Annotated in this window: 20 protein-coding genes, 2 tRNA genes, 3 rRNA genes and 1 pseudogene; 9 read left to right on the top strand and 17 right to left on the bottom strand. The window is 33.6% G+C overall.

Annotation, left to right across the window (positions count from 1 at the left end; all coding sequences use genetic code 11):
* Window positions 1–17 precede the first annotated feature (17 nt).
* From coaD to FBE87_RS03725, 7 genes are all read left to right on the top strand, one after another.
* Window positions 18–494 (top strand): pantetheine-phosphate adenylyltransferase, encoded by a 477-nt coding sequence (gene coaD, locus FBE87_RS03755; RefSeq protein WP_002852633.1) that lies wholly within the window; start codon window positions 18–20, stop codon window positions 492–494.
* Window positions 485–1,063: a dTMP kinase gene (gene tmk / locus FBE87_RS03750; RefSeq protein ID WP_002852526.1), complete on the top strand. Its 579-nt coding sequence runs from the start codon at window positions 485–487 to the stop codon at window positions 1,061–1,063. The genes coaD and tmk overlap by 10 nt, the downstream gene beginning before the upstream one ends.
* Window positions 1,060–2,286, top strand: coding sequence for a histidine--tRNA ligase (gene hisS / locus FBE87_RS03745; RefSeq protein WP_002852541.1), 1,227 nt, complete (start codon window positions 1,060–1,062; stop codon window positions 2,284–2,286). Before tmk ends, hisS begins: the two co-directional genes overlap by 4 nt.
* Window positions 2,283–4,118, top strand: coding sequence for a biosynthetic arginine decarboxylase (gene speA / locus FBE87_RS03740; RefSeq protein ID WP_010891885.1), 1,836 nt, complete (start codon window positions 2,283–2,285; stop codon window positions 4,116–4,118). Before hisS ends, speA begins: the two co-directional genes overlap by 4 nt.
* Window positions 4,119–4,757, top strand: coding sequence for a serine O-acetyltransferase (cysE, locus tag FBE87_RS03735; protein WP_100621872.1), 639 nt, complete (start codon window positions 4,119–4,121; stop codon window positions 4,755–4,757). It abuts the gene before it with no gap.
* A 171-nt stretch (window positions 4,758–4,928) separates the two neighbouring features.
* Window positions 4,929–6,098: a pyridoxal phosphate-dependent aminotransferase gene (locus tag FBE87_RS03730; protein WP_002897405.1), complete on the top strand. Its 1,170-nt coding sequence runs from the start codon at window positions 4,929–4,931 to the stop codon at window positions 6,096–6,098.
* A gap of 5 nt (window positions 6,099–6,103) precedes the next feature.
* Entirely contained in the window at window positions 6,104–6,877 is a 774-nt protein-coding gene (locus tag FBE87_RS03725; protein WP_165433080.1) for an FkbM family methyltransferase, read from the top strand.
* A 39-nt stretch (window positions 6,878–6,916) separates the two neighbouring features.
* On the opposite strand, the gene FBE87_RS03720 is transcribed toward FBE87_RS03725, so the two are convergent.
* Entirely contained in the window at window positions 6,917–7,258 is a 342-nt protein-coding gene (locus FBE87_RS03720; protein ID WP_002868516.1) for a cupin domain-containing protein, read from the bottom strand.
* Between the two features lie 69 nt (window positions 7,259–7,327).
* Window positions 7,328–8,350, bottom strand: coding sequence for an MBL fold metallo-hydrolase (locus tag FBE87_RS03715; protein WP_100621873.1), 1,023 nt, complete (start codon window positions 8,348–8,350; stop codon window positions 7,328–7,330).
* Window positions 8,351–8,454: 104 nt separating this feature from the next.
* Between FBE87_RS03715 and FBE87_RS09355 the strand changes: the two are divergent.
* Window positions 8,455–8,564, top strand: a pseudogene (locus FBE87_RS09355) (flagellar basal body protein FliL); the annotation flags it as partial.
* 45 nt (window positions 8,565–8,609) lie between these two features.
* Here FBE87_RS09355 and dnaK read toward each other — a convergent pair.
* The 4 genes from dnaK to cfrA form a co-directional block, all read right to left on the bottom strand.
* Window positions 8,610–10,481 (bottom strand): molecular chaperone DnaK, encoded by a 1,872-nt coding sequence (gene dnaK, locus FBE87_RS03710; protein WP_052785285.1) that lies wholly within the window; start codon window positions 10,479–10,481, stop codon window positions 8,610–8,612.
* A gap of 21 nt (window positions 10,482–10,502) precedes the next feature.
* Window positions 10,503–11,033, bottom strand: a complete 531-nt coding sequence (grpE, locus tag FBE87_RS03705) for a nucleotide exchange factor GrpE (RefSeq protein WP_002780052.1) — start codon at window positions 11,031–11,033, stop codon at window positions 10,503–10,505.
* Entirely contained in the window at window positions 11,030–11,821 is a 792-nt protein-coding gene (locus tag FBE87_RS03700; RefSeq protein WP_002843531.1) for an HrcA family transcriptional regulator, read from the bottom strand. The genes grpE and FBE87_RS03700 overlap by 4 nt, the downstream gene beginning before the upstream one ends.
* A 302-nt stretch (window positions 11,822–12,123) precedes the next feature.
* A complete protein-coding gene (gene cfrA / locus FBE87_RS03695) occupies window positions 12,124–14,214 on the bottom strand; it encodes a TonB-dependent ferric enterobactin receptor CfrA (RefSeq protein WP_002904671.1) in 2,091 nt (696 codons plus the stop codon).
* 325 nt (window positions 14,215–14,539) lie between these two features.
* On the opposite strand from cfrA, the gene FBE87_RS03690 reads away from it, so the two are divergent.
* Complete coding sequence (locus FBE87_RS03690; RefSeq protein ID WP_100621875.1) at window positions 14,540–15,238, top strand: energy transducer TonB; 699 nt, start codon at window positions 14,540–14,542, stop codon at window positions 15,236–15,238.
* Between the two features lie 91 nt (window positions 15,239–15,329).
* Here FBE87_RS03690 and FBE87_RS03685 read toward each other — a convergent pair whose 3' ends face one another.
* From FBE87_RS03685 to FBE87_RS09235, 11 genes are all read right to left on the bottom strand, one after another.
* Window positions 15,330–15,713: an RNA-guided endonuclease TnpB family protein gene (locus tag FBE87_RS03685; protein ID WP_002792118.1), complete on the bottom strand. Its 384-nt coding sequence runs from the start codon at window positions 15,711–15,713 to the stop codon at window positions 15,330–15,332.
* A 174-nt stretch (window positions 15,714–15,887) separates the two neighbouring features.
* On the bottom strand, window positions 15,888–16,151 hold the full coding sequence (locus FBE87_RS03680) for a hypothetical protein (protein ID WP_002792117.1): 264 nt from the start codon (window positions 16,149–16,151) through the stop codon (window positions 15,888–15,890).
* Between the two features lie 428 nt (window positions 16,152–16,579).
* On the bottom strand, window positions 16,580–16,672 hold the full coding sequence (locus tag FBE87_RS03675) for a hypothetical protein (RefSeq protein WP_002776614.1): 93 nt from the start codon (window positions 16,670–16,672) through the stop codon (window positions 16,580–16,582).
* Window positions 16,673–17,663: 991 nt separating this feature from the next.
* Window positions 17,664–17,780: ribosomal RNA gene (gene rrf, locus FBE87_RS03670) — 5S ribosomal RNA — on the bottom strand.
* Window positions 17,781–18,034: 254 nt separating this feature from the next.
* Window positions 18,035–21,090: ribosomal RNA gene (locus FBE87_RS03665) — 23S ribosomal RNA — on the bottom strand.
* Window positions 21,091–21,626: 536 nt separating this feature from the next.
* Window positions 21,627–21,703 (bottom strand) — tRNA-Ile (locus FBE87_RS03660).
* 8 nt (window positions 21,704–21,711) lie between these two features.
* Window positions 21,712–21,787: transfer RNA gene (locus tag FBE87_RS03655), tRNA-Ala, on the bottom strand.
* A gap of 102 nt (window positions 21,788–21,889) precedes the next feature.
* Window positions 21,890–23,402, bottom strand: a 16S ribosomal RNA gene (locus tag FBE87_RS03650).
* The 16S, 23S and 5S rRNA genes sit together here with 2 tRNA genes alongside, the layout of an rRNA operon.
* Before the next feature lie 633 nt (window positions 23,403–24,035).
* Window positions 24,036–24,167 (bottom strand): hypothetical protein, encoded by a 132-nt coding sequence (locus tag FBE87_RS09305; protein WP_002858570.1) that lies wholly within the window; start codon window positions 24,165–24,167, stop codon window positions 24,036–24,038.
* A 153-nt stretch (window positions 24,168–24,320) separates the two neighbouring features.
* Window positions 24,321–24,638, bottom strand: coding sequence for a hypothetical protein (locus tag FBE87_RS09240; RefSeq protein ID WP_002858604.1), 318 nt, complete (start codon window positions 24,636–24,638; stop codon window positions 24,321–24,323).
* Window positions 24,639–24,895: 257 nt separating this feature from the next.
* Complete coding sequence (locus FBE87_RS09235) at window positions 24,896–25,063, bottom strand: hypothetical protein (protein ID WP_002864369.1); 168 nt, start codon at window positions 25,061–25,063, stop codon at window positions 24,896–24,898.
* Between the last annotated feature and the right edge of the window lie 3 nt (window positions 25,064–25,066).

The following is a 25,066-nucleotide window of genomic DNA, read 5'->3' as shown; positions in this document are numbered from 1 at the left end:
AAAAAATTGGAGCAAAAATGACTTGTTTATATCCTGGGACTTTTGATCCTATTACCAACGGGCATTTAGATGTTATAAAACGGGCTTTAAAAATTTTTGATGAAGTCATCGTTGCCATAGCAAAAAGTGAACATAAAAAACCTTGCTATGATTTAGAAAAACGCAAAGAACTAGCCCTGCTCGCAACACAAAATTTAAAAAATGTTAAAATCATTGCTTTTGATAATTTACTTGTAGATTTAGCCAAAGAATTAAAAGTTAATACTATAATCCGTGGACTTAGAGCAGTGAGTGATTTTGAATACGAATTGCAAATTGGCTATGCAAATCACGCACTTTGGGAAGATATGGAAACCATTTATCTTATGCCAAGTCTAAAACATGCTTTTATTTCAAGTTCTATTGTGCGTTCTATAGTAGCACATGGGGGTGATGTAAGTTCTCTTGTTCCAAAAGAAATTCTACCTTTTTTAAAGGATCAATCTTGTATGTAGTTTTTGAAGGTATTGACTGCGTAGGAAAAAGTACGCAAATTTCACTTTTAAAAGAAATTTATAAAGACGCCATTTTCACACTCGAACCTGGCGGAACAGAACTTGGAAAACATTTAAGAGAAATTTTACTTAATAAAACTCATCCTATTAACAAAAGAGCTGAACTCTTGCTTTTTTTAGCTGATCGTGCTCAACATTTTGAAGAAATCTTAAAAACCAATCAAAACAAACTCATTATTAGCGATAGAAGTTTTATTTCAGGCATGGCTTATGCCAAAGATTTTGAAAACGATTTGCTTTTTGCTTTAAATAGTTTTGCTTTAGAAAATTTTTTTCCACAAAAAATTATCTTTTTAAAAGGAGATGCAAACCTTATCCAAGAACGCCTCAGTCAAAAAGAACTAGATAGTATAGAAAAACGTGGCATTGAGTATTTTTTAAGCGTGCAAGATAAACTCGAAAAAGTGCTTCATTTTTTAAAAGAAAAAATTTCTGTAGAAATTTTAACACTTGACGCAAAAGAAAGTAAAGAAAAATTACACCAACAAATAAAGGAATTTTTACAATGATTAACGCTTTAAAAGGAATGAAAGATTTATTAGATAAAGATGCATATTATTATGAAAAAGTGATTAAAATCTGCGAAGAAGTAGCTAAAAACTATGGCTTTACTTTTATCAATACACCGCATTTAGAACTTTGCACCCTTTTTAAAAGAAGCGTAGGAGAAAGTTCTGATATAGTAGGTAAAGAAATGTATGAATTTATCGATAAAGGCGAAAATCATGTTTGCATGCGTCCTGAAGGAACTGCTGGGGTGGTGCGTGCCTATATAGAAAAAAAACTCGATAAAAACACTAGTGTGAAAAGATGGTTTTATTATGGTTCTATGTTTCGTTATGAAAGACCTCAAAAGGGTCGCTTAAGAGAATTTCATCAATTTGGAGTTGAAAGCCTTGGCATACCTAATGTTTATGAAGATGCAAGCATTATTTTAATGCTAGTAGAAATTTTCTCACGCCTTGGTATTGATTTTAAACTTCAACTTAATTCTTTAGGCTGCTCACAATGCTTGCCAAAATACCGCGATAGGCTCGTTGAATTCTTAGATTCCAAAGAAGGTTTTTGTGAAGATTGTTTGCGTAGAAAAAATTTAAATCCTATTCGTGTCTTAGATTGTAAAAATGAGCATTGTCAAAATTTGCTTGAAAATGCTCCGCTTTTGATCAATAATTTATGCACCTCTTGCCAAAAAGACTTTGAAACACTGCAACAAATTTTAAAGGATAATGGAGTTAAATTTGAGTTAGATTCAAAACTTGTGAGGGGTTTGGATTATTATTCTAAAACGGCTTTTGAATTTATAAGCGATGAAATAGGAGCAAAGGCTGCTATCGCAGGTGGAGGACGCTACGATAGACTTATAGAGTATTTAGGTGGAAAAAGTGGCTATGGTATAGGTTTTGCCATGGGTATAGAAAGAATTATAACTATTTTAGAACAAAAAGAAGAAAAGATTCAAAGAGAAGGAATTTATCTTTGTGCTATGGATGAAATTTATATCCAAAAACTTTTGCATATCGCTACAAATTTAAGAAAAGAATATAAAGTACTTTTAAGCTATGAAGCAAGAAAACTAGCCAAACATCTTGAAAACGCGGATAAAAATAATACTGAAATTTTTCTTTGCATGGGAGAAAATGAAGCACAAAATGAAAGTTTGTTTTATAAAAATTTAGCAAAAAAAGAAGAAAAAATGATTAAAATTTCAGACTTAAAGAAGGTTTTATGATGGATTATGGTATTGATATTTGGGGAAATGAAAATTTCATTATCAAAAATGGTAAAGTTTGTATCAATTACGAGAAAAAACCTGCTATTATTGATATAGTTAAAGAATTAAGAGATGATGGATACAAGGGGCCTTTACTTTTAAGATTTCCTCATCTTATCCAAAAACAAATTGAAAATATTTACGGAAATTTCAATAAAGCAAGAAAGGAATTTGGCTATAAAGGAGGATTTAACGCTGTTTATCCTTTAAAGGTCAATCAATACCCTGGTTTTGTAAAAAATCTTGTAAAACTTGGAAAAGACTATAACTATGGACTTGAAGCAGGTTCTAAGGCAGAGCTTTTACTCGCTATGGCTTATAATAACGAAGGCGCACCTATTACCGTAAATGGCTTTAAAGATAGAGAACTTATCAACATAGGCTTTATTGCAGCTGAAATGGGACATAATATCACTTTAACCATAGAAGGACTTAATGAACTTGAAGCTATCATAGACATAGCTAAAGAACGCTTTAAACCTAAACCAAATATAGGCTTACGTGTACGTTTGCATTCTGCTGGAGTTGGAATTTGGGCAAAAAGCGGTGGGATTAATTCTAAATTTGGACTTACATCCACTGAACTCATAGAAGCGGTAAATTTACTCAAAGAAAACAAACTTTTAGAACAATTTACCATGATTCACTTTCATCTAGGCTCACAAATTACCGAAATTCACCCCTTGAAAAAAGCCTTAAATGAAGCAGGAAATATCTATACAGAACTTAGAAAAATGGGAGCTAAAAATCTAAAAGCTATTAATCTTGGTGGCGGTTTAGCTGTGGAATACTCACAATTTAAAAATGAAAAAAGTAGAAATTACACCCTAAGAGAATACGCTAACGATGTAGTTTTTATCCTAAAAAACATAGCCGAACAAAAAAAAGATTTAGAGCCTGATATTTTCATAGAAAGTGGACGTTTTGTAGCAGCTAATCACGCTGTTTTAATCGCTCCTGTATTAGAACTTTTTTCTCAAGAATACGCAGAAAACAAACTCATACTTAAAAAACAAAATCCAAAACTTATCGATGAGCTTTATGATCTTTATAAAAGTATAAAACCTTCCAATGCTTTAGAATACTTGCACGATAGCATAGATCATTTAGAGAGTATTTTAACTCTTTTTGATTTGGGCTATGTGGATTTACAAGATCGTTCCAATGCTGAAATTTTAACTCATTTGATTACAAAAAAAGCCATCTTGCTTTTAGGCGATAAGCAAAATCCTGCGGATTTACTTGCCATACAAGATGAAGTGCAAGAAAGGTATTTGGTAAATTTTTCGCTCTTTCAAAGCATGCCTGATTTTTGGGGTTTAGAACAGAATTTCCCCATCATGCCACTTGATCGCTTAGATGAAGAACCGACACGAAGTGCAAGTATTTGGGATATAACCTGCGATAGCGATGGAGAAATTTCATACTCTAAAGATAAACCTTTATTTTTGCACGATGTAGATGTAGAAAAAGAAAATTATTTTCTAGGGTTTTTTCTTGTAGGTGCCTATCAAGAAGTACTTGGAATGAAACACAATCTTTTTACTCATCCTACTGAAGCTATTATAAGCATCAATGAAAAAGGCTATGAAGTCGAGGGGATTATAGAAGCGCAATCCATACTTGATACCTTAGAAGATTTAGACTATGATATACACGCTATCATGGATATACTTAATGAACGCATAAGTAATTCTAAGCTTGTAAATGATAAGCAAAAAAAGCATATTTTAGGCGAACTTTATCTTTTCTTAAATGATAATGGTTATTTAAAAAGCATAGGAGTTTAGATGAATTTTTGGGGTATTATAAAAGAAGATTTTTCTCAGCCAAAGGCACAAGATCCAGCTTTTAATTCTTGTATAGAACTTTTTTTTAATTACCCTGGAGTATGGGCTGTAGTAAATTACCGCTTTGCACATTTTTTTTACATAAGAAATTTTAAACGCATTGCTAGAATGATTAGCGGAATTTCACAATTCTTAACTGGGGTAGATTTGCACCCTGGAGCAGAACTTGGAAGGCGTATTTTTATAGATCATGCCAATGGAGTGGTTATAGGTCAAACAGCAATTATAGAAGATGATGTTTTAATTTATCAAGGCGTTACTTTAGGTGGAACAAGCCTTGAAAAAGGTACTAAACGCCATCCAACCATAAAAAAAGGAGTGATCATAGGCTCAGGCGCAAAAGTGCTTGGCAATATCACCATAGGAGAAAATGCCAAAATAGGCTCAAATGCTGTAGTGGTTAAAGATATAGGTGCAAATTTAACTGCCGTTGGAATTCCTGCTTATATTATCGAAGAGCGTAAAAATAAAAACATTAGAGCCGTAGATGCAAATTGCGATGACAAACTAGAAAAGTTAGAAAAGAAAATTTTAGAACTTGAAAATCTTATATTAAAACAACCTGAATCACAAAAATAATAATTTTTTATAATACATAAAATTATATGTATTATTATGCGTATTAATTTTTCCTAAAAATTAATACAAATTTTCACATTTATTGAAATTTATAACTCATTTTTAAATTAAATTTATTGTAAAAATGCAATTTTCTGCTAAAATTAAACAAAAATTATTAAGGATTGAAAAATGCTTACAAAAAGATCTCAAGTTTTAGAAGAATCTATCACTTTAGCTATCACTGCACTTGCCAATGAACTTAAAGCCAAAGGCGAGGATATCATTAGTTTTTCAGCGGGTGAACCTGATTTTGACACACCACAAACCATCAAAAATGCCGCTATAAGTGCTATTGAAAAAGGATGTGGAAAATACACTGCTGTTGCAGGAATTCCTGAAGTATTAAAAGCTATTCAAACCAAATTTAAAAAAGATAATAATCTTGATTATGAAACAAATGAAATCATCACCAATGTAGGCGCAAAACACTCTCTTTTTGAATGTATAGAATGCTTAGTAGAAAAAGATGATGAAGTGATTATCCCTAGTCCTTACTGGGTAAGCTATCCTGAAATGGTAAAATTTGCAGGTGGAAAACCTGTATTTATAGAAGGCTTAGAAGAAAATGGCTTTAAAATTACCGCTGAACAATTAAAAAAAGCTATCACAGCTAAAACCAAAGTTTTGATGCTAAATTCTCCTTCAAATCCTGTGGGATCGATTTATTCTAAAGAAGAATTAACTCAAATTGCTAAAGTTTTAGAAGGAACGCAAATTACTGTTTTAAGTGATGAAATGTATGAAAAACTTCGCTATGATGGTTTTGATTTTGTAGCTTTTGCAAGTGTAAGCGAAGATGCTTTAAAACGCACTGTGACCATTAACGGACTTAGCAAATGTGGAGCTATGCCAGGATGGCGTTTTGGCTATATGGCAAGCAAAAATAAAGCCCTAATTTCAGCCGTTAAAAGACTTCAAGGACAAAGCACTTCAAATATTTGCTCCATCACTCAACATGCAGCCATTCCTGCTTTAAATGGAGAATGTGATGAAGATATAGAAAAAATGCGTCAAGCTTTTGAAAAACGCCGTAACTTAGCCTTAGATATGCTTAAACAAATCCCAAAGATCAGTATTTATAAACCAGAAGGTGCTTTTTATCTTTTTGTAAATATACAAAAAATAGAAAAAGATTCTATGAAATTTTGCCAAAAATTACTTGAACAAGAAAAAGTTGCCGTTGTTCCAGGTATAGGTTTTGGAATGGATGGATACTTTAGACTTTCTTATGCTATAAGCGATGAATTTATCAAGAAAGGTTTAGAAAGAATAGCTTATTTCATTGCGAATTACAAATAGTTACCATGAAAAGACCTTTACCTTTTATACTTGCAGCCACAAATAATGGAACTATGATTATCAACCATCTAGATAGACATGATACATCCCAAGGAAGTTATGGAGTTGGTTTTCAATTTTTAAACTATGGTAGCTTTGATTCAGAGGAAATTGATCTGTGTGTTAATCTTTTAAAACTACGGAGAAAATACTACGAAGGCTATGTTTTTGCAATAGACTGCGGTGCAAATATTGGTGCTCATACTATTAAGTGGGCTATAGAAATGCATGACTGGGGGGGGGTATTAGCCTTTGAAGCACAAGAGAGACTTTTTTATGCTTTAGCAGGAAATATAGCAATAAACAATTGTTTTAATGCCAGAGCAATACATGCAGCCATTGGAAATCCTGAAAAAAATCAAAACGAACTTGAAATTTTAATCCCTGATTATACCCAAAAAGCTTCTTTTGGAAGTCTAGAATTAAAATCTCAAAACAATAATGAATTTATAGGACAAATACCTCAAAAAAAAGAAAAAGTTCCTTATTTAAAACTTGATAATTTCAATTTTAAAAGATTAGATCTTATTAAAATAGATGTAGAAGGTATGGAACAAGAAGTTATATTAGGATGTTTAAATCATATTAAAACTTTTAAACCCATTTTACAAATTGAAATTATCAAATCAAACATTCAAGATATTATCAATATATTAGAAAATTTAGAATATGAAATTTTTCAATCTGGAATCAATATCTTAGCTATTTACAAAGCAGATCCTGTAATTAATCATTTATGATCTTATAAACCCATAAGCCTTTAAACAAAAGGCTTATGACTAAGGCTTTTTAAGCACAGCATTTACCCTTTGAATACTATCTGATTTATTTAAACTCAATCTTATTATAGAATTTTCCAATCCACCTAAAGAATGCGCTACATTTGCCTCTAGGCTTATCATATCTAAAGCATTTAATTCAAATTTTTCCTTTTCCACTTCAAACCAAATTTTACCGCTTAAAACTTGAACATGTATAGCAAAAGGGGCTTTATGCTCTTTCATCACGCTATCTTTAGCTAATAAAATTTGAATTTCTTTACCTTTTTCATTATCAATTAAAACATTGATTTTCACTTCTTTTGGGCTAAATTCCGCTCCATTCCATTGAATGATTTTCACAAAATCTCCTTTTTTAGTTTTACAAAACTATAGCAAAAGCCAAAATATAAATTATAAACTTGTGTTAATTTATTCTTCTTTCCACCAAAAATCCTGTTTAAATTTAGCTCCTACTTCATAAGCCTCGCCCATTTTTGGTGTGATAAGGGGTAAATCTAAATTTTCATAAAGAAATTTTACCACCTCATTCCATGCATGAGTTCCTGCTAAAAATCTCCCCCAATGTATAGGCATGACAGCTTTTGTATTAAGATCTTTTGCTTCTTTTAAAATTTGCTCAGGAAAAGAGTGTGAATATGGCCAGGCGATATTAAATTGTCCGCTTTCAAGACAAGCTAAGTCAAAATCTCCAAAATACTCACCTATTTTTTTAAAATGTGTAAAATACCCTCCATCTGCGCTAAAAAACACTCTCTTATCTACACTTAAAAATTCCATCACAAAAGAAGCCCAAAGGGTTTTGTTTTTACCATCTCCCCTGCTTGAACTGTGTTGTGCAGGTGTTGCAATGATTTTTAAATCACCAAATTCTATTCCACTCCACCAATCAAGCTCTATGATTTTTTTCTCACTCACTCCATAGCTTTTTAGATAATTTCCCACTTTTAAAGGTGTGATAAAAAATCGTGCTTTTTCTTTTAAAGCTTTGACACTCTTAGCATCTAAATGATCAAAATGCGAATGCGTGATAATCACAGCAAAAATTTCATTAAAATCATTTACATTATAAATAGGAGCATTTTTAAAAGCCTTGTTGATAAAAGAAATGGGCGAAGCATGAGTGTTAAAAACAGGATCGATCAAAATTTTATACTTTTTAAAACTTATAAAAAGCGAAGAATGTCCAAGCCAAGTAATATGTGGGGTGCTAAAACCACTCAAATCAGGCTTGAAAAAAGGTAACTTAAAAGAAGGGATGGCATTTTTTGGATAAAGATAATAATACCTCAAAATTTCTTTAAAAGACACTTTAGGAGTTATAAGACTGTGCTCATTTTCATTAAGAAAAATTTCATATTTTTTACCCTGCACTTTTTTAGCTTTTGATCGTTGTGTATTGGAAATATCAAAGGTTTTAAATGATAAATTCAAATTTTTCCTTTTATGTTTATTAAGATTATATCTAAAAAGTTTTTAGATTAATTTTATTTTATTGCTAATTTTTTAGTTTGCTTGCACTAAAATGAATTGTCTGATTTGAATTAGAACTTCAAAAAGAATTGGTTAAAAAATCAATGAAAAATTAGGTAGCAAGCTAATAAAAGAATTATATTTTACAGTTTTTGTCATTTCTTTAAAATTTTAAAAAATTTTCAAGCCTTTTAAAAAGGCTTGAATAGAGATTTTAAGATTACTCAACTTCAGCGTCGATTACATCGTCATCTTTTTTCTTTTTATCATTTGCTGTGTTTGGCTCATCTTTTTTATACATATTTTCGGCTAACTTATGAGAAACTTCACTTAAAGCTTTCATTTTGCTTTCAATCTCTTCTTTGCTTGCATTTTGATTTTTCAAAATCTCACGCAAATCATCAAGAGCTTTTTGAATATTTTCTTTATCAGCAGTGGCAACTTTTTCACCCAACTCACTTAAAGATTTTTCTACTTGATGCGCCAAGCTATCAGCTGCATTTCTAGCATCTACAGCTTCTTTGCGTTTTTTATCTTCTTCTTTGTGAAGTTCAGCATCTTTTACCATGTTATTAATCTCTTCTTCGCTAAGTCCGCTTGAACCTGTGATTTTGATCTCTTGAGCCTTACCTGTTGCTTTATCTTTTGCACTAACAGTTAAAATACCATTTGCATCGATATCAAAAGTAACTTCGATTTGTGGCATACCGCGTGGTGCTGGTGGAATTCCTTCAAGATTAAAATTTCCTAAAGATTTATTATCACGACTAAATTCTCTTTCCCCTTGTAAAACATTGATAGTTACAGCACTTTGATTATCTTCAGCGGTTGAGAAAACTTGCTCTTTTTTAGTTGGAATAGTTGTACCTTTTTCGATAATCTTAGTCATTACCCCGCCTAGAGTTTCTATACCCAAAGAGAGCGGAGTAACATCAAGTAAAAGCACATCTTTTACATCACCTTTTATAACCGCACCTTGAATCGCCGCACCGATAGCCACAACTTCATCAGGATTTACAGACTTATTAAGATCTTTATTAAAGGCTTTTTTCACTTCTTCTTGCACTAAAGGAACACGAGTAGAGCCCCCTACCATAACGATTTCTTTGATCTCATCTTTTTTAAGCCCTGCATCGCTTACTACTTCATTGATTTTAGTGATGGTTTCAGCCACTAAAGAATCAATCATACCTTCAAATTTAGCTCTAGTAAGTTTTTTAACCAAATGTTTTGGCCCACTTGCATCTGCTGTGATAAATGGTAAATTAATTTCAGTTTCATTAGCTGAACTTAATTCTTTTTTAGCATTTTCTGCTGCTTCTTTCAAGCGTTGCAAAGCCATAACATCATTTTTAAGATCTATGCCTGTTTCATCTTTAAATTCATTAGCTAGAAAATCTATAAGTTTATTATCAAAATCATCACCACCTAAGAAAGCGTTACCACCTGTTGCTAAAACTTCTACTACATTATCGCCCGTTTCAAGCACAGTAACGTCAAAAGTTCCCCCACCTAGATCATAAACCACAATTTTTTCACTATCTTTTTTATCAAGTCCGTAAGCTAGAGCTGCTGAAGTAGGCTCATTGATAATTCTTAATACATTAAGTCCTGCTATCGTTCCCGCTTCTTTTGTCGCTTTTCTTTGTGCATCGTTAAAATAAGCAGGCACAGTAATCACCGCATCAGTAACACTTTCACCCAAAAAAGCTTCTGCATCTTCTTTTAATTTCATCAAAACTTTTGCTGAAATTTCTTGTGGGGTGTAAATTTTACCTGCGATTTCTATTGCGCACGCACCATTTCTTTCGGTGATGTGGTAAGGAAGTCTATTTTTAGCTTCTTTAGCCGCATCTTCATTGATCATTAAACCCATAATTCTTTTGATAGAATAAATGGTTTTTTCAGGGTTAGTTACCGCTTGGCGTTTTGCACTATCGCCTACTAAAACCTCGCCTTTATCTGTAAAAGCTACCACTGAAGGAGTTGTGTTTTTTCCTTCTTTGTTTGGGATTACTTTGCTCTCGCCGCGTTCATACACAGCAACACAAGAATTGGTTGTTCCTAAATCTATACCTATAACTTTACTCATTTTTTATCCTTTTATTAAAATTTATTTTGCTACACTAACTTTGGTTGGGCGGATCACGCGATCGGCTATTTTATAACCTTTTTGAAGCACTTGAACCACTTCACCACTTTGATGGTTTTCACTATCTACATGAAACATTGCTTCGTGTAAATTAGGATCAAACTCTTTTTCATCTTTGATAAGAGCCACTCCATGTTTTTCAAGTTTCTTAAGAAATAAATCTAAAGTATTTTGCACTCCTTCTTTGATTTTTAAGCTAATTTCATCTTGGCATTCGACATTAACAGCTGCTTCTAAAGCATCTAAAACATCAAGCAAATCCTTTGCAAAGCTTTCATTTGCATAAGCCATAGCACTTAGCTTTTCTTTTTCCATTCTTTTTTTAATATTTTCAAATTCAGCGTTTGCACGCATATATTTGTCTTTTAATTCATCATAGTCTTTTTGCAATTTGTTTTGCTCAACATCTTCGATATTTTGCAAATTCTCATCTTGCAAATGTTCAGAATTTTCTGCGTTTTCGTTTTCAAATTCTTGCTTTTGCTCGCTCACGCCGCCTCCTTTATATATTGTAATATTTTTTTATAATCCGTATAAACACTACCTGCTAAGATAATATTTACATCTTCGCCCAAAAACTGCGCATCCACCTTAAGCCCCATAAAACCTTCTTTAAATAAAGGTTCAAATTCAAGACTTTCTTTAAAATGACGGTGAATTTGACAATCTAAGAGCTTAACAAATTCATCATTTTGATAAATTTGATAAGCTCTTTCTTCATTGCTTCTATAGCAAATCAAATTTTGTCTTAAGCTAGCTATTTTTTCTACAAGATCTATAAAATGAACTCTCAAAGCTATTTTTTCTATACTAGAAAGATCAAGCCCTATAAGACTTTGTAAAAAATTCCACGCTTCTTTTTCGTATTTTAAAACCAGCTCTTCATCTTCAAAATCAAGCACTATAAATTTAGTATTAAGATCTAGTACTTCTTTAAGTACTAAACTTCTACCTCCATAAACAAGACAATAAATTTCAAATTCTTTACTTAACTCTTTCAAAAAGCTTTCGTTTTTGATATGGATATTTTTATCTTGTTCTTTTTCCCAAAAACTTTGCCAATAATTTTGCATCGTTAAAATAGTAGGAATTCTACCACTACTTATATGAAGCTGAGTGATCAAACCCTCATCGCTAAGTCTTTTAAGATAAACGCGTATAGTCGAAGCAGGTATGCAAAGGTTTGAATTTAACTCATTAGAACCAATAGGTGCATTATCCAAAAGATAAGTTTGGATAATAGACTCTAAAATCAAATCCTTTTTATCTCGGCTTTTCATAGCTCTTTCCTTAAATTTTTAGCACTCTATTTTTTGATTGCTAGATATATTATACAACATTGAGTGTTATTTTGTCAAGTGTAAATATAAAAAATATACTTAATTTTATTTAGTCTATATGACTAAAGTTTTATTAGTTACTTTTTTATAAGGATAAGCTATCTTTTAAGATTGAAAATGCAACGATAAAAATAAGATGAAAATTTTAAATTGAATTGATTGTCTAGTTTTTTAAAGGTATAGGGTATTAAAATAAAAAACTAAAGAAGACTTTAGAAGCCCTTTAGTTTTTCTATTAAAGCTTAAAAGCTACCATTGATAGAAATATACATTCTTCTTCCTTCTTCTATACGATTGTAAGTATTGACCCAAGTAGGAGCACCGCTATTTTGATAAGATTCCCAACCATCTGTAAAACTTTTGTTAAAAAGATTATAAATAGCTGCATTGATACTCCATTGCTTATTGATATCATAACGCACACCCATAGAAGCGAAAAAGATATCCTTATAATATTCCCTATTTATATTAGTATCACCCATATAGCGATCTATTTGCCATTCGCCTTTTATCCAAGGGGTAATTTTATTATAGAAGCTGTATTCAGTTTTTAACATGATATTGTGTTTTAAACTATCCTGCTCAGGTTTACCTATCACACTTTTATCTTGTGCTTCTTTAACCTCACTATCAAGATAAGTATAAGCAAAATTTACATTTAAATTATCAAGAGGGCTTATCCCTGCTCCAAGCTCTATACCTTTATATTCAACCTTGCCATGGTTGATTGCCTTAAAACATCTATCAGCATCGCAAGTACCAATTCCTGGAATCATATTGCCTTTATCATATCTTTGGGTTGAAATTTTATCTTTAAAATTTGTTAAAAAACCTGTCGCAGAAACATAAAACAAATCATTATTGTAAATAGCTGCTATTTCATAATTTAAAGATGTCTCTTCTTTTAAATCAGGATTTCCATATATAGGGAATCTACCTTGACCACTATAATTATAAGCTCCATTTATCAAACGATTTGCATAAGGAGTCCTAAAACCCGTAGATACACCGCCTTTTAAAGTAAGTTCATCAGTAGGATTATAAACCAGATAAGCTCTTGGCGAAATATTATTTCCAAAAATTTCATGATGATTGTATCTTGCTCCAAAAGTCAATCTTAAGTTATCTTTTATGCTGTACTCATCCTCTGCAAATATTGCCAATAAATACTGATCAAAATTGGTCGGATTAGCTATTTTATCTTGCATTTTTTCAAGCCTATATTCACCACCTGCGCTTAAAATATGACTTTGTCCCAAAGGAATGACAGACTTAGTATCTAAGATAATATCTTCTGCGACTATATCTCTATTTTGTCCTAAAAATGGCTGATTAGCTTGTCCTACAACTTCGCGTCCATTATTGCTTACTCTATTATACTGCAAACCAGAAGTGATAGAAAAGTTTTCATAAACACCCTCATGGCTTAAATAAGTCACAAATTTATCAACTTCCATAATATCTGCATAACCACCCGTTAAGCTATCTGGCGCACTACCTGGGCTTGTGATGGTTCCTAATTGACCCTGTTTGTTATCGTAATGATTTCTTGAAAAATCTATATCAAATATAAAGGTATTATAATCATTAGCTAAATAACTAATTCTTGTTCCTATATTAAAATTATTTGCTTTTGTGGGACTTTGAGCTTGATCTCCTTGAACTCTTTGTCCACTTCCATTTGTAAATTCAACATTAGATTGCTGTCTGTAAAATTCTCTAAATCGAAGTGTTAGACCCAATTTGTCATTCATCAAAGGACCACTAGAATAAATACTCGTTCCATAAGTATTACCCCAATCTTTATTTTCATTTAAAAGAGCATCCAAACTTACAGAAGTTTCCCATTTATCACTTACTTTTTTGGTAATGATATTTACCACCCCGCCTAAAGCTTCAGAGCCATATAAAGTACTCATAGGGCCTTTTATAACTTCTATCCTTTCTATACTAGAAATCGGAGGTAAGAAAGAATTTGAAATTTCATTAAAACCATTAGGGCCCACCTCTCCGCCAATACCCTGACGACGCCCATCAATCAAAACCAAAGTATATCCAGTAATACCCCTCATAGTGATATTATAAGAACCTGTTTTTCCCTTGCTAGCATATAAATCAACGCCTGGGATATCTGCGATAGCCTCTGCAACATCTCTATAAGGCTTACTTTGTAATTCTTTTTTACTGATAACATTGATAGTAGCAGGAGCTTCTTTAATATCTTGGGTAAAGCCAGAAGCACTAACGATTGAGCTATCTAGTTCTACATTTTGCGATATGGCATTGGAGCTTAAGAGACCAATGGCGCAAACTGATAGACATATTTTTTTCATTTTTCTCCTTTTGTCAAATATTGATTTAGAAATCAAAATATTATGATAATAATTATTAATTTAATATAAATTTTGTATCAATTGTGATAATTAGTATTAATTAAAAATTTATTTTTTCTTGCTATAATTCTTAAAAATATAAGTTTTTTTAGAGAAGTAAATAGCAAAAATTAAATATCTTTTAGATACAAGCTTGATTATTTGATTGTTATTTTTCTCTGTGAAATTTGTTTCAAAATTTATCTTTTTAAACAATTTACCATAGAATGTGTTTTAAGAAATAAAGATATTTAAATCAAAAAATAAAATCATAACGGAGTAAAAGATGAAAACATTTATAAGCAATCATAAAAACCAATCTTCTTTTATCACTTTATTTGTTTTTACACCTTTATTTTTTGTTTTTCTTTATTCTAAAGATTTTTTACACATACAACCCAATGAAATTATTAAAGAAAATAAATTTAATATGGCAATCAAACATTTTGTACAAAATTCCTCCGATATGAAACCGACACAACCCACACAAACTATACAAGAGCCTTCGAATGTGCAACCCAAAGAACCTGTGCAAGAAATAAAAAAAATAAAACCGAGAAAAGAAAAACCTATCGCTAAACCTAAAAAAATAATCCCTCCAGCAAATGCAAAGGCAATAAGTCAACCCAAAAAAGATACAAACATGCAGCAACCAATCATGCAGCAACAAACTCCACAAGCCAGCTCTTACCTAAGCGTATCTTTAACTAGTAATAGTGAGCTTTTAAAAGAAATAAAATCAGCAATCGATGAAGCCCTAATCTACCCTAGACAAGCTAGAAAAATGCGTATGAGTGGGGAGGTTCTTGTAGAATTTACCTGGACAAAAGAAAAGAAATTAGAAAATTTAAAAATACTTAAGCCTTCAAAATATGATTTTCTAAATAAAAGTGCTTTAGAAACTATACGCATAGCTTCTAAAAAATTTCCACAATATGAAAAAACTTTTCATATAAAAATACCATTGGTATATAAATTAAGCTAAATCTTTCACAATATACTCTATTTTTAATGCAAATCACTCCAGCTTTGCTAACGCTTAGAAGTAGAAGCTTCCTAGCTAAAGCTAACTAGTATTAGCTAATTCGAAAGGCTTTGAGTTTATAGTCCTCAAGGCTAATTCCTAACCCAAACGACTTTAATCCACGCTTTAAGATATTATTTGCAGCATTAATATCTCTATGTAAAGTGTTGCCACATTTTTCACAAAGATACACTCTATCTTTAAACATAAGATTTTTTTTGATATTTCCACATACACTACAAGTTTTGCTTGTATATTGTGGATTGACTTTTATAAAGAATTTGCCATTATGCTTTGCTTTATACTCTAGATATTGAGAGAATTGATAGAATGAAGTATTAAGAATAGATTTATTTAAACCACTTTTAGCTTTTATATTCTTTAATTTAGCTCTTTTACACATATTCTTAATTTGCAAATCTTCAACTGCTAGCAAGTCAAATTCTTGTATGAGTTTTGAAGTTATCTTGTGATAACTATCCTTTTTGATTTTGAACTTTTTTCATAGATTTTATTTAATTTTAATTGTGTTTTTTTGAAATTATGGCTTAACTTTGTTTTCTCCTTTTTTGTTTTTAATATTCTCCTGCTTTGTTTTCTTTGCAATCTTTTAATATTCAGCTCTACTAAGTAGCTTTGAGTTAGTAGCTATTAACTCTCCACTGCTTAAGGTAATCTCATTGATATTTAAATCAATGTCAACTGCTTTTTTAATATCAAAATCTTTGCTAGACATTAAAGAAACATTCGATTCATCATAAATGATACTAAAAGCTAAATAGTATTTATTGTGATTTTTGATAATAGTGATTTGATTAAACTTATAAGTATTTGGTAAATCTCTGTGATAACGCATTTTAAAAAATGTATTCATAAGTCTAAATATCTTAAACTTAGTAGTATCACTATCTTTGATTTTGTAGGCTTGATTATTCCAATTAAAGCTTTGCTTTGCAAATTTAGAGTTTTTAAATTTGAGAAAGCCTTTGTTTTTATCTCTAATTGCTTGCTCTAAGGCACGAGAAGATTAATCCTTGCTTGTTGGGTTACAACACTTTTATAGCTTAATTCTCTTGCTTTTATAAGGCTAGTTTTATTGATTATCTATCTTACTTGCCTTTAAATAACTCCTATCTTTTTTATCTAAATTCTTATTTTTATCCCACTCTCTTGCTGTAAATTTAAACAAATATTATAGGCTTGATATAGATGAAACATTGATGATTAATAAGCTTTTGTTGTTCTTTGTTTAGGTAGAATTCTATATTTAAAACCTTTGGTTATTTGCATTGCTTTGTTCCATTAGGGCTTTTTTTCTTTTTGGTTATATATTTTTTTAGGGTAATTATCTTCTATGCCTTGATTTTCTGCATATTTTTTAAGAGTTTCTAGCATTATTCCGCATAGGTATTCTATAAAAAATTACTGATTATGTCAAATACCTAACTAGAGCCGTACAACTAACACTGTAAGCAATTCATCTCCCACTTAAGAAGTGAGAGTTTTATTGAATAAAAAAAGATAAATTTAAAGCAAGTAATCTTTTTTTAGACAACACTAAACCCTTGCATGTATTTACAGCAATATTTATTTCATCATAAACAACCCCCAACCCATAAAACCTCAATAAACACTATAAAATAAAAGTATTTGTAAAGAACAAGCAAACAATAAATCTCAATCACCCAGACAAAAACAATCTCAACCGACCCATAAAGCAATAAATCAAGCAAGCATAATTAATTTAATTGATTAAACTAATAAATTTAATTTATAAGATTAACAATAAAAAACCATAAATTAACCAAGCTAATCCCACCCAAACCCAAACAAGCCATAAATTACACACACTTTTTTACAAACATCAATTAAATAGCAAGACTATCGATAATAAAAAATTTATCTCAAGTATAACATTCATTCTCGCCAACAAGAATAGACAATCATAGTCTATCCACCCTAACCCAACATTAACCCCTAACCCAACTAAGAAGTGTATAACAACCCCAACCCATAAACCTCAATAAACACTATAAAATAAACTTGAGTGATTAAAAATCCAACCCAATTATTGAACAAACCCAACCTACATAATAAAATATAAACTAGACATATAAAGAACAATTGACACATAAAAATAGATTGAATAAATAAACCTATACAAGTAAACATAAAGATTAATTATTGATACAAAAGATTCAATAAATAAATAAAAAGAATAATTGAGATATAAAAACATATAAACTAAACAACTCAAACAACCATTAAATCAACCCAAGCTAATTAAACCTATAAACATAAAAAAATAATTAAATATAAAAACAACGATTGACGTATAAAAACTAAGATTTTAAATCTATAAGAATAAGATAAAGTAGAATTAACAAGTCCGCAATGAGCTACTTTCCCCCTGCCAGTAAGGCGTAGTATCATCACCCACGATGTGCTTAGCTTCTTGGTTCGGGATGGAGCAAGGCGTTTCCACATCTGTATAATCACGGACATTGTTATTTAAATATTCTTTGAAAAATTGAATTTAAGAATAAAACTTAATCTTTTATTCCTTTACTTTTTTCTTTATTCTCTTTCTTCTTTTCTTATCTTTTATCTTTGATAAGTTTTTATATAGAATACTTAAAAAACAATGTTAAGAGCAAGTTCTAATACAAACTCTACTTGAAAGATTTCTATTAAACTCTAAATATTATCTATATTCAAAGTCTTCTAAAAACCTTAACAAGGAAGTGATGCTTTATTAAAGATAAGCCAAACGCTCTATTAGTACTGGTCAGCTAAAGGACTTTCATCCATTACACACCCAGCCTATCAAACTAGTAGTCTTCTAGAGAGCTTAGAGAAGATTCATCTTAGAGTTGGCTTCACGCTTAGATGCTTTCAGCGTTTATCCTTTCCAAACTTAGCTACGCTGCGATGCTCTTGGCAGAACAACAGCTACACCAGTGGTTTGTTCAACCCGGTCCTCTCGTACTAGGGTCAAATCTCTTCAATCTTCTTACGCCCACGGCAGATAGGGACCGAACTGTCTCACGACGTTCTGAACCCAGCTCGCGTACCGCTTTAAATGGCGAACAGCCATACCCTTGGGACCTGCTCCAGCCCCAGGATGCGATGAGCCGACATCGAGGTGCCAAACCTCCCCGTCGATGTGAGCTCTTGGGGGAGATCAGCCTGTTATCCCCGGGGTACCTTTTATCCTTTGAGCGATGGCCCTTCCACACAGAACCACCGGATCACTAAGACCGACTTTCGTCTCTGCTTGACTTGTATGTCTTGCAGTTAAGCTGGCTTATACCTTTATACTCTACGAACGATTTCCAACCGTTCTGAGCCAACCTTTGTAAGCCTCCGTTATTATTTGGGAGGCGACCGCCCCAGTCAAACTACCCACCAGACATTGTCCCACTTGAGGATAACTCAAGCTGGTTAGCTACCCAAATAAGAAAGAGTGGTATCTCAACAATGGCTCATATACAACTGGCGTCATATACTCAAAGCCTCCCACCTATCCTGCACATTCTTATCCAAGTAGCAGTGTCAAGCTGTAGTAAAGGTCCACGGGGTCTTTCCGTCTTGCCGCGGGTAGGAGGAATTTTCACCTCCACTACAATTTCACTGGATCCCTCTTTGAGACAGCTCCCATCTCGTTACGCCATTCATGCAGGTCGGTATTTAACCGACAAGGAATTTCGCTACCTTAGGACCGTTATAGTTACGGCCGCCGTTTACTCGGGCTTCGATCAAGAGCTTCGCTAATGCTAACCCCATCAATTAACCTTCGAGCACCGGGCAGGCGTCACACCCTATACATCCTCTTACGAGTTAGCAGAGTGCTGTGTTTTTGGTAAACAGTCGGGAGGGACTCTTTGTTGTAAGTTTCCTTGCTTTCGGAGTAAATCCTAATACAAAGCTAACCACACCTTATACCGAAGATACGGTGCTATTTTGCAGAGTTCCTTAAAGAGAGTTCTTCCACGCGCCTTAGAATACTCATCCCACCCACCTGTGTCGGTTTACGGTACGGGCAACATTAGCTAAACTTAGAAACTTTTCTTGGCTCGACGGCATCAGGGGTTCTTCTATCCATCCGAAGACTTCAAAAAGCCTTTCAGTTCTCGGAGTATTGTTATACGGATTTGCCTGTATAACCTCCTACGACCTTAGACTAGCACTTCCATCCGCTAGCCCCCTTAGCCCTAAGCGTCCTTCCATCGCACACTAATGTTGGTATTGGAATATTAACCAATTTGCCATCGTCTACCCCTTTCGGACTCGACTTAGGACCCGACTAACCCTACGATGACGAGCATCGCGTAGGAAACCTTGGGTTTACGGCGTTAATGATTCTCACATTAATTATCGCTACTCATGCCTGCATGCTCACTTCTATTCGCTCCAGCACTCCTTACCGGTATACCTTCGACGCAAATAGAACGCTCTCCTACCACTTGCACACAACTTAAACTACTTAACTTTAGTCTAAGAATATTTTTACTGATTTTACTAAGTTTTATTTCTATCTTTACTCTATAAAAATCAGTAAAAATATAACTAAACATATAACTTAGTTTCTCATATTCTAAACTTAAATAATCTAAGTTGTGTGCAAGTCTACAGCTTCGGTACTTACTTTAGCCCCGTTATATTTTCCGCGCAAAATCACTAGACCAGTGAGCTATTACGCTTTCTTTAAAGGATGGCTGCTTCTAAGCCAACCTCCTGGTTGTTTAAGTAACTTCACATCGTTTTCCACTTAAGTAAGATTTAGGGACCTTAGCTGGTAGTCTGGGTTGTTTCCCTCTTGACGACGGATTTTATCACTCGCCGCCTGACTGCTGTGATTACATATAAGGTATTCGGAGTTTGATAGGGTTTGGTACATTGGTGTATGCCCTAGCCCATTCAGTGCTCTACCCCCTTATATTACGACACAACGCTATACCTAAATATATTTCGGAGAGAACCAGCTATCACGAAGTTTGATTGGCCTTTCACCCCTATCCACAAGTCATCCCGGGGCTTTTCAACGCCTATGGGTTCAGTCCTCCACTAGTTCTTACACTAGCTTCAACTTGCTCATGGATAGATCACTTCGTTTCGGGTCTGCAGCATCTGACTAAGCGCCCTATTCAGACTCGCTTTCGCTACGGCTTCGCGTTTGCTTAACCTTGCCAGACACCACAACTCGCAGGCTCATTATGCAAAAGGCAGTCCATCACCCTGTATTGCTACATAGGGCTCTGAATGATTGTAAGCAAATGGTTTCAGGTTCTATTTCACTCTGATCACCTCAGTTCTTTTCACCTTTCCCTCACGGTACTTGTGCACTATCGATCTGGTATTAGTATTTAGGGTTGGATCGTGGTCGACCCGGATTCAGACAGGATTCCTCGTGTCCCGCCCTACTCAGGATACTGCTAGCTAAGGTTTGTTTTTCGCATACGGGACTATCACCCTCTATGGTTATACTTTCCAGAATGTTCTGCTAAACTTACCTCTTGCACATTGCAGTCCTACAACCCCCAGTGCAAGCACTGGGTTTGCCCTCTTGCGCTTTCGCTCGCCGCTACTGACGCAATCTCTATTGATTTCTTTTCCTGAGGGTACTAAGATGTTTCAATTCCCCTCGTTCGCTCCTATATAGGTAATGTATATCTCTATACATTGGGTTGCCCCATTCGGAAATCTACGGATCAAAGCTTCTTGACAGCTCCCCGTAGCTTATCGCAGTCTAGTACGTCCTTCATCGCCTTTACCAGTCAAGGCATCCACCATTCGCTCTTAGTAGCTTACCTTTTTTTACCTTTTATTATTGATTCTAAAACGCATCACTTCCTTGTTAAAGTTTTTATGATAAGACTTCTTTATCTTAAGACGGAAAGCATTCAAACACTTAATATAAAACTAAATGATTTAGTCTCAACTAAGCTGTGAGTTTGAAACTTGTCTTTAATTTATAATCCTTAAATCCAATATTCTCTTTATTCATAGAAATAAAGACAGCTAAAAGTTAAGTTAAACTAAAGAAAAGATAAATAGGTTTTATCCTTTAACAAGTCCTGTAAAATTGTTTTTATTAAAACTTGCTTGTGACTCTTAACAATGATAATTAAAAAGAACATTTAGGTTTAAAACCTAAAGGAAGTATATATATTAACATAATCATTATAAATATAAATGCATAATGTATATGCTACTTATATCTATTAAAGTATATTCTTTTATAGTTAAAGATAAAAAATAAATCTAAGTATAGAGTTTATATTTTATATTTAATCTATTTTATATACTTGCTTTAGATTTTAAAGCTTCTTTATTCAAATCTTTTTTATGGTGGGCCTAACAAGACTTGAACTTGTGACCTCACCCTTATCAGGGGTGCACTCTAACCAGCTGAGCTATAGGCCCTTAATAAATGGTGGAGAATAGCGGGATCGAACCGCTGACCTCCTGCGTGCAAAGCAGGCGCTCTCCCAGCTGAGCTAATTCCCCATAAACAATTAGCTTTATCATCAATCTTTGAAATCTAAACAAGAATCAATTGAGTTTATATATTGAAGTAATAGTTGTGAGACTTATTACTTTGTACTCTAGAAAGGAGGTGATCCAACCGCAGGTTCTCCTACGGTTACCTTGTTACGACTTCACCCCAGTCGCTGATTCCACTGTGGACGGTAACTAGTTTAGTATTCCGGCTTCGAGTGAAATCAACTCCCATGGTGTGACGGGCGGTGAGTACAAGACCCGGGAACGTATTCACCGTAGCATGGCTGATCTACGATTACTAGCGATTCCGGCTTCATGCTCTCGAGTTGCAGAGAACAATCCGAACTGGGACATATTTTATAGATTTGCTCCACCTCGCGGTATTGCGTCTCATTGTATATGCCATTGTAGCACGTGTGTCGCCCTGGGCATAAGGGCCATGATGACTTGACGTCGTCCACACCTTCCTCCTCCTTACGAAGGCAGTCTATTTAGAGTGCTCGGCCGAACCGTTAGCAACTAAATACGTGGGTTGCGCTCGTTGCGGGACTTAACCCAACATCTCACGACACGAGCTGACGACAGCCGTGCAGCACCTGTCTCTAAGTTCTAGCAAGCTAGCACCCTCTTATCTCTAAAAGGTTCTTAGGATATCAAGCCCAGGTAAGGTTCTTCGCGTATCTTCGAATTAAACCACATGCTCCACCGCTTGTGCGGGTCCCCGTCTATTCCTTTGAGTTTTAATCTTGCGACCGTACTCCCCAGGCGGTACACTTAATGCGTTAGCTGCATTACTGAGATGACTAGCACCCCAACAACTAGTGTACATCGTTTAGGGCGTGGACTACCAGGGTATCTAATCCTGTTTGCTCCCCACGCTTTCGCGCCTTAGCGTCAGTTGAGTTCCAGCAGATCGCCTTCGCAATGGGTATTCTTGGTGATATCTACGGATTTTACCCCTACACCACCAATTCCATCTGCCTCTCCCTCACTCTAGACTATCAGTTTCCCAAGCAGTTTAATGGTTAAGCCATTAGATTTCACAAGAGACTTGATAATCCGCCTACGCGCCCTTTACGCCCAGTGATTCCGAGTAACGCTTGCACCCTCCGTATTACCGCGGCTGCTGGCACGGAGTTAGCCGGTGCTTATTCCTTAGGTACCGTCAGAATTCTTCCCTAAGAAAAGGAGTTTACGCTCCGAAAAGTGTCATCCTCCACGCGGCGTTGCTGCGTCAGGGTTTCCCCCATTGCGCAATATTCCCTACTGCTGCCTCCCGTAGGAGTCTGGACCGTGTCTCAGTTCCAGTGTGACTGATCATCCTCTCAGACCAGTTAAGCGTCATAGCCTTGGTAAGCCATTACCTTACCAACTAGCTGATACTATATAGTCTCATCCTACACCGAAAAACTTTCCCTACTCAACTTGTGTTAAGCAGGAGTATAGAGTATTAGCAGTCGTTTCCAACTGTTGTCCTCTTGTGTAGGGCAGATTAACTATACCTTACTCACCCGTGCGCCACTAATCCACTTCTAGCAAGCTAGAAGCTTCATCGTTCGACTTGCATGTATTAGGCACGCCGCCAGCGTTCACTCTGAGCCAGGATCAAACTCTCCATAAAAAATTATAGATAGTTTAATCTTTTTCTTCAAAGAAAAAGTTATGAAAGATTAAAAGAAAAGTTTTTAATCTTTTTAATTATTAGATTGAATAGATTTTACATAATTGCTTATGCCTAAATCTGTTCTGGCTCAATCGATCACTTATTTAGATTTCAAAGATTGACTAATAAGATTTGAATAACAATACTAATTTAAAAGAACAAAACAAAAAATCATTTTTAAAAGAAAAGTTTTTAAATTAAAAAACAAGATTTATAAAAAAGCTTTTAGTTTATAAGACAAAAACCAAAAGAGTTAATTTATAAAATCTACTAAGCTAGTGAAACTTTATAATTTAAAAGATTTTAAGTCCTTTTTTCAAAAAAGGAAATGAAAGTATAACCAATTAAACTTAAAAGGGGATTAAACAAAGGATTAAATAGTATAAATATTTGTGTAAGTATTTATATAAGTATTTGGTGGGTTTAAAAATGGGGGGGGGGCGGGGGGATTTTCCAATCACCCCAAAGTTAAAAGTATTTTTCTAGGCTTGCATAAACTCTTGCTCGATGTTCTCCATCGTGTTTAAACTGATGAACAGCTCTTGCAGCATCCATTTTTACATAAAAATTAGCACTTCTTGTATAGAGTATTTATATACCCATTGCATCCATAAGATAATGATTTTCACTTTGATATTCTTTATTTTCATACCAAGAATACCCTATATCATAAAAAGGAGTCGAGTAAAGCCCTTCTAAAGGTGTTTGAAATCTTATTCCCAAGGCGCCAGAAACAACATTATCCGCACTTCCCTCACCTTCTAAACAAACACATACACCACAAGGTCTACCTAAAGATACGGATTCACTACTATCTAAAACAGCATCGCTGATAACTTTTTGATAATTGAGTTGAAAAATGTGAGTTAAGCGTTCTTAGAATTGATATTTGTTGCTTAAATTTAAATTCATTTTTCCAAAATTTCCTAAATTTACTCCATTAAATCCAGAAAAATCACCATCATTTTCAACATTACCATATATAAAATTTAAAGTATAACTTAGGACATTATTCTCCAAACCTCTATAAGTTCTTTCTATGCCCAAATTTACACTATTTCTCGCTTTTTCATTGCTTACTAAACCATCAAGATAATAATCTTTAATCTTTTTATGAGTAAAACCCGAAACAAGATATAAAGAATACTCAGTATATAAAAACACAGGATAAGAAAAATTTACTCCAACATTCATAGAGTCCCTATAAAAACTAAGATTTCTATAAATTCTGCCAGGAACATAATGTCCTTGAGTTGCAAATGGAGTAATTTTTAAATTCCCTATAAAAGTACTATAATTAATCCCATAATCTGTTTGATTTTCATCACTATCTTGAAGATAAAAATTTAAGTTATCCCCTTATCTTGCTATATTGTTTAAACTTTGACTCATTCCTGCTCTAAAACGACCTGTTTCTTTAGTCCCATAGTTGTTAGAATATAAAGTTAAAGTTACACTATCTCACCTTTGTTTACTTCTATAATAACATCGCTTTCTCCACAACCATCACCTGATTGTAAATTAGCATTGGTTTGGATTCCGTATATTTCATTGATTTTATAAATTTCATTTTCCACATTTTTAGTTGTGATAACTTTCCCTTTAAGATTTTTGTTCAATTT

This window comes from Campylobacter sp. CFSAN093246, assembly GCF_012889415.1.
Taxonomy (GTDB): domain Bacteria; phylum Campylobacterota; class Campylobacteria; order Campylobacterales; family Campylobacteraceae; genus Campylobacter_D; species Campylobacter_D jejuni.
The sequence above is the reverse complement of the archived record's forward strand: the minus strand, read 5'-3'. Positions and strand labels throughout refer to the sequence as shown.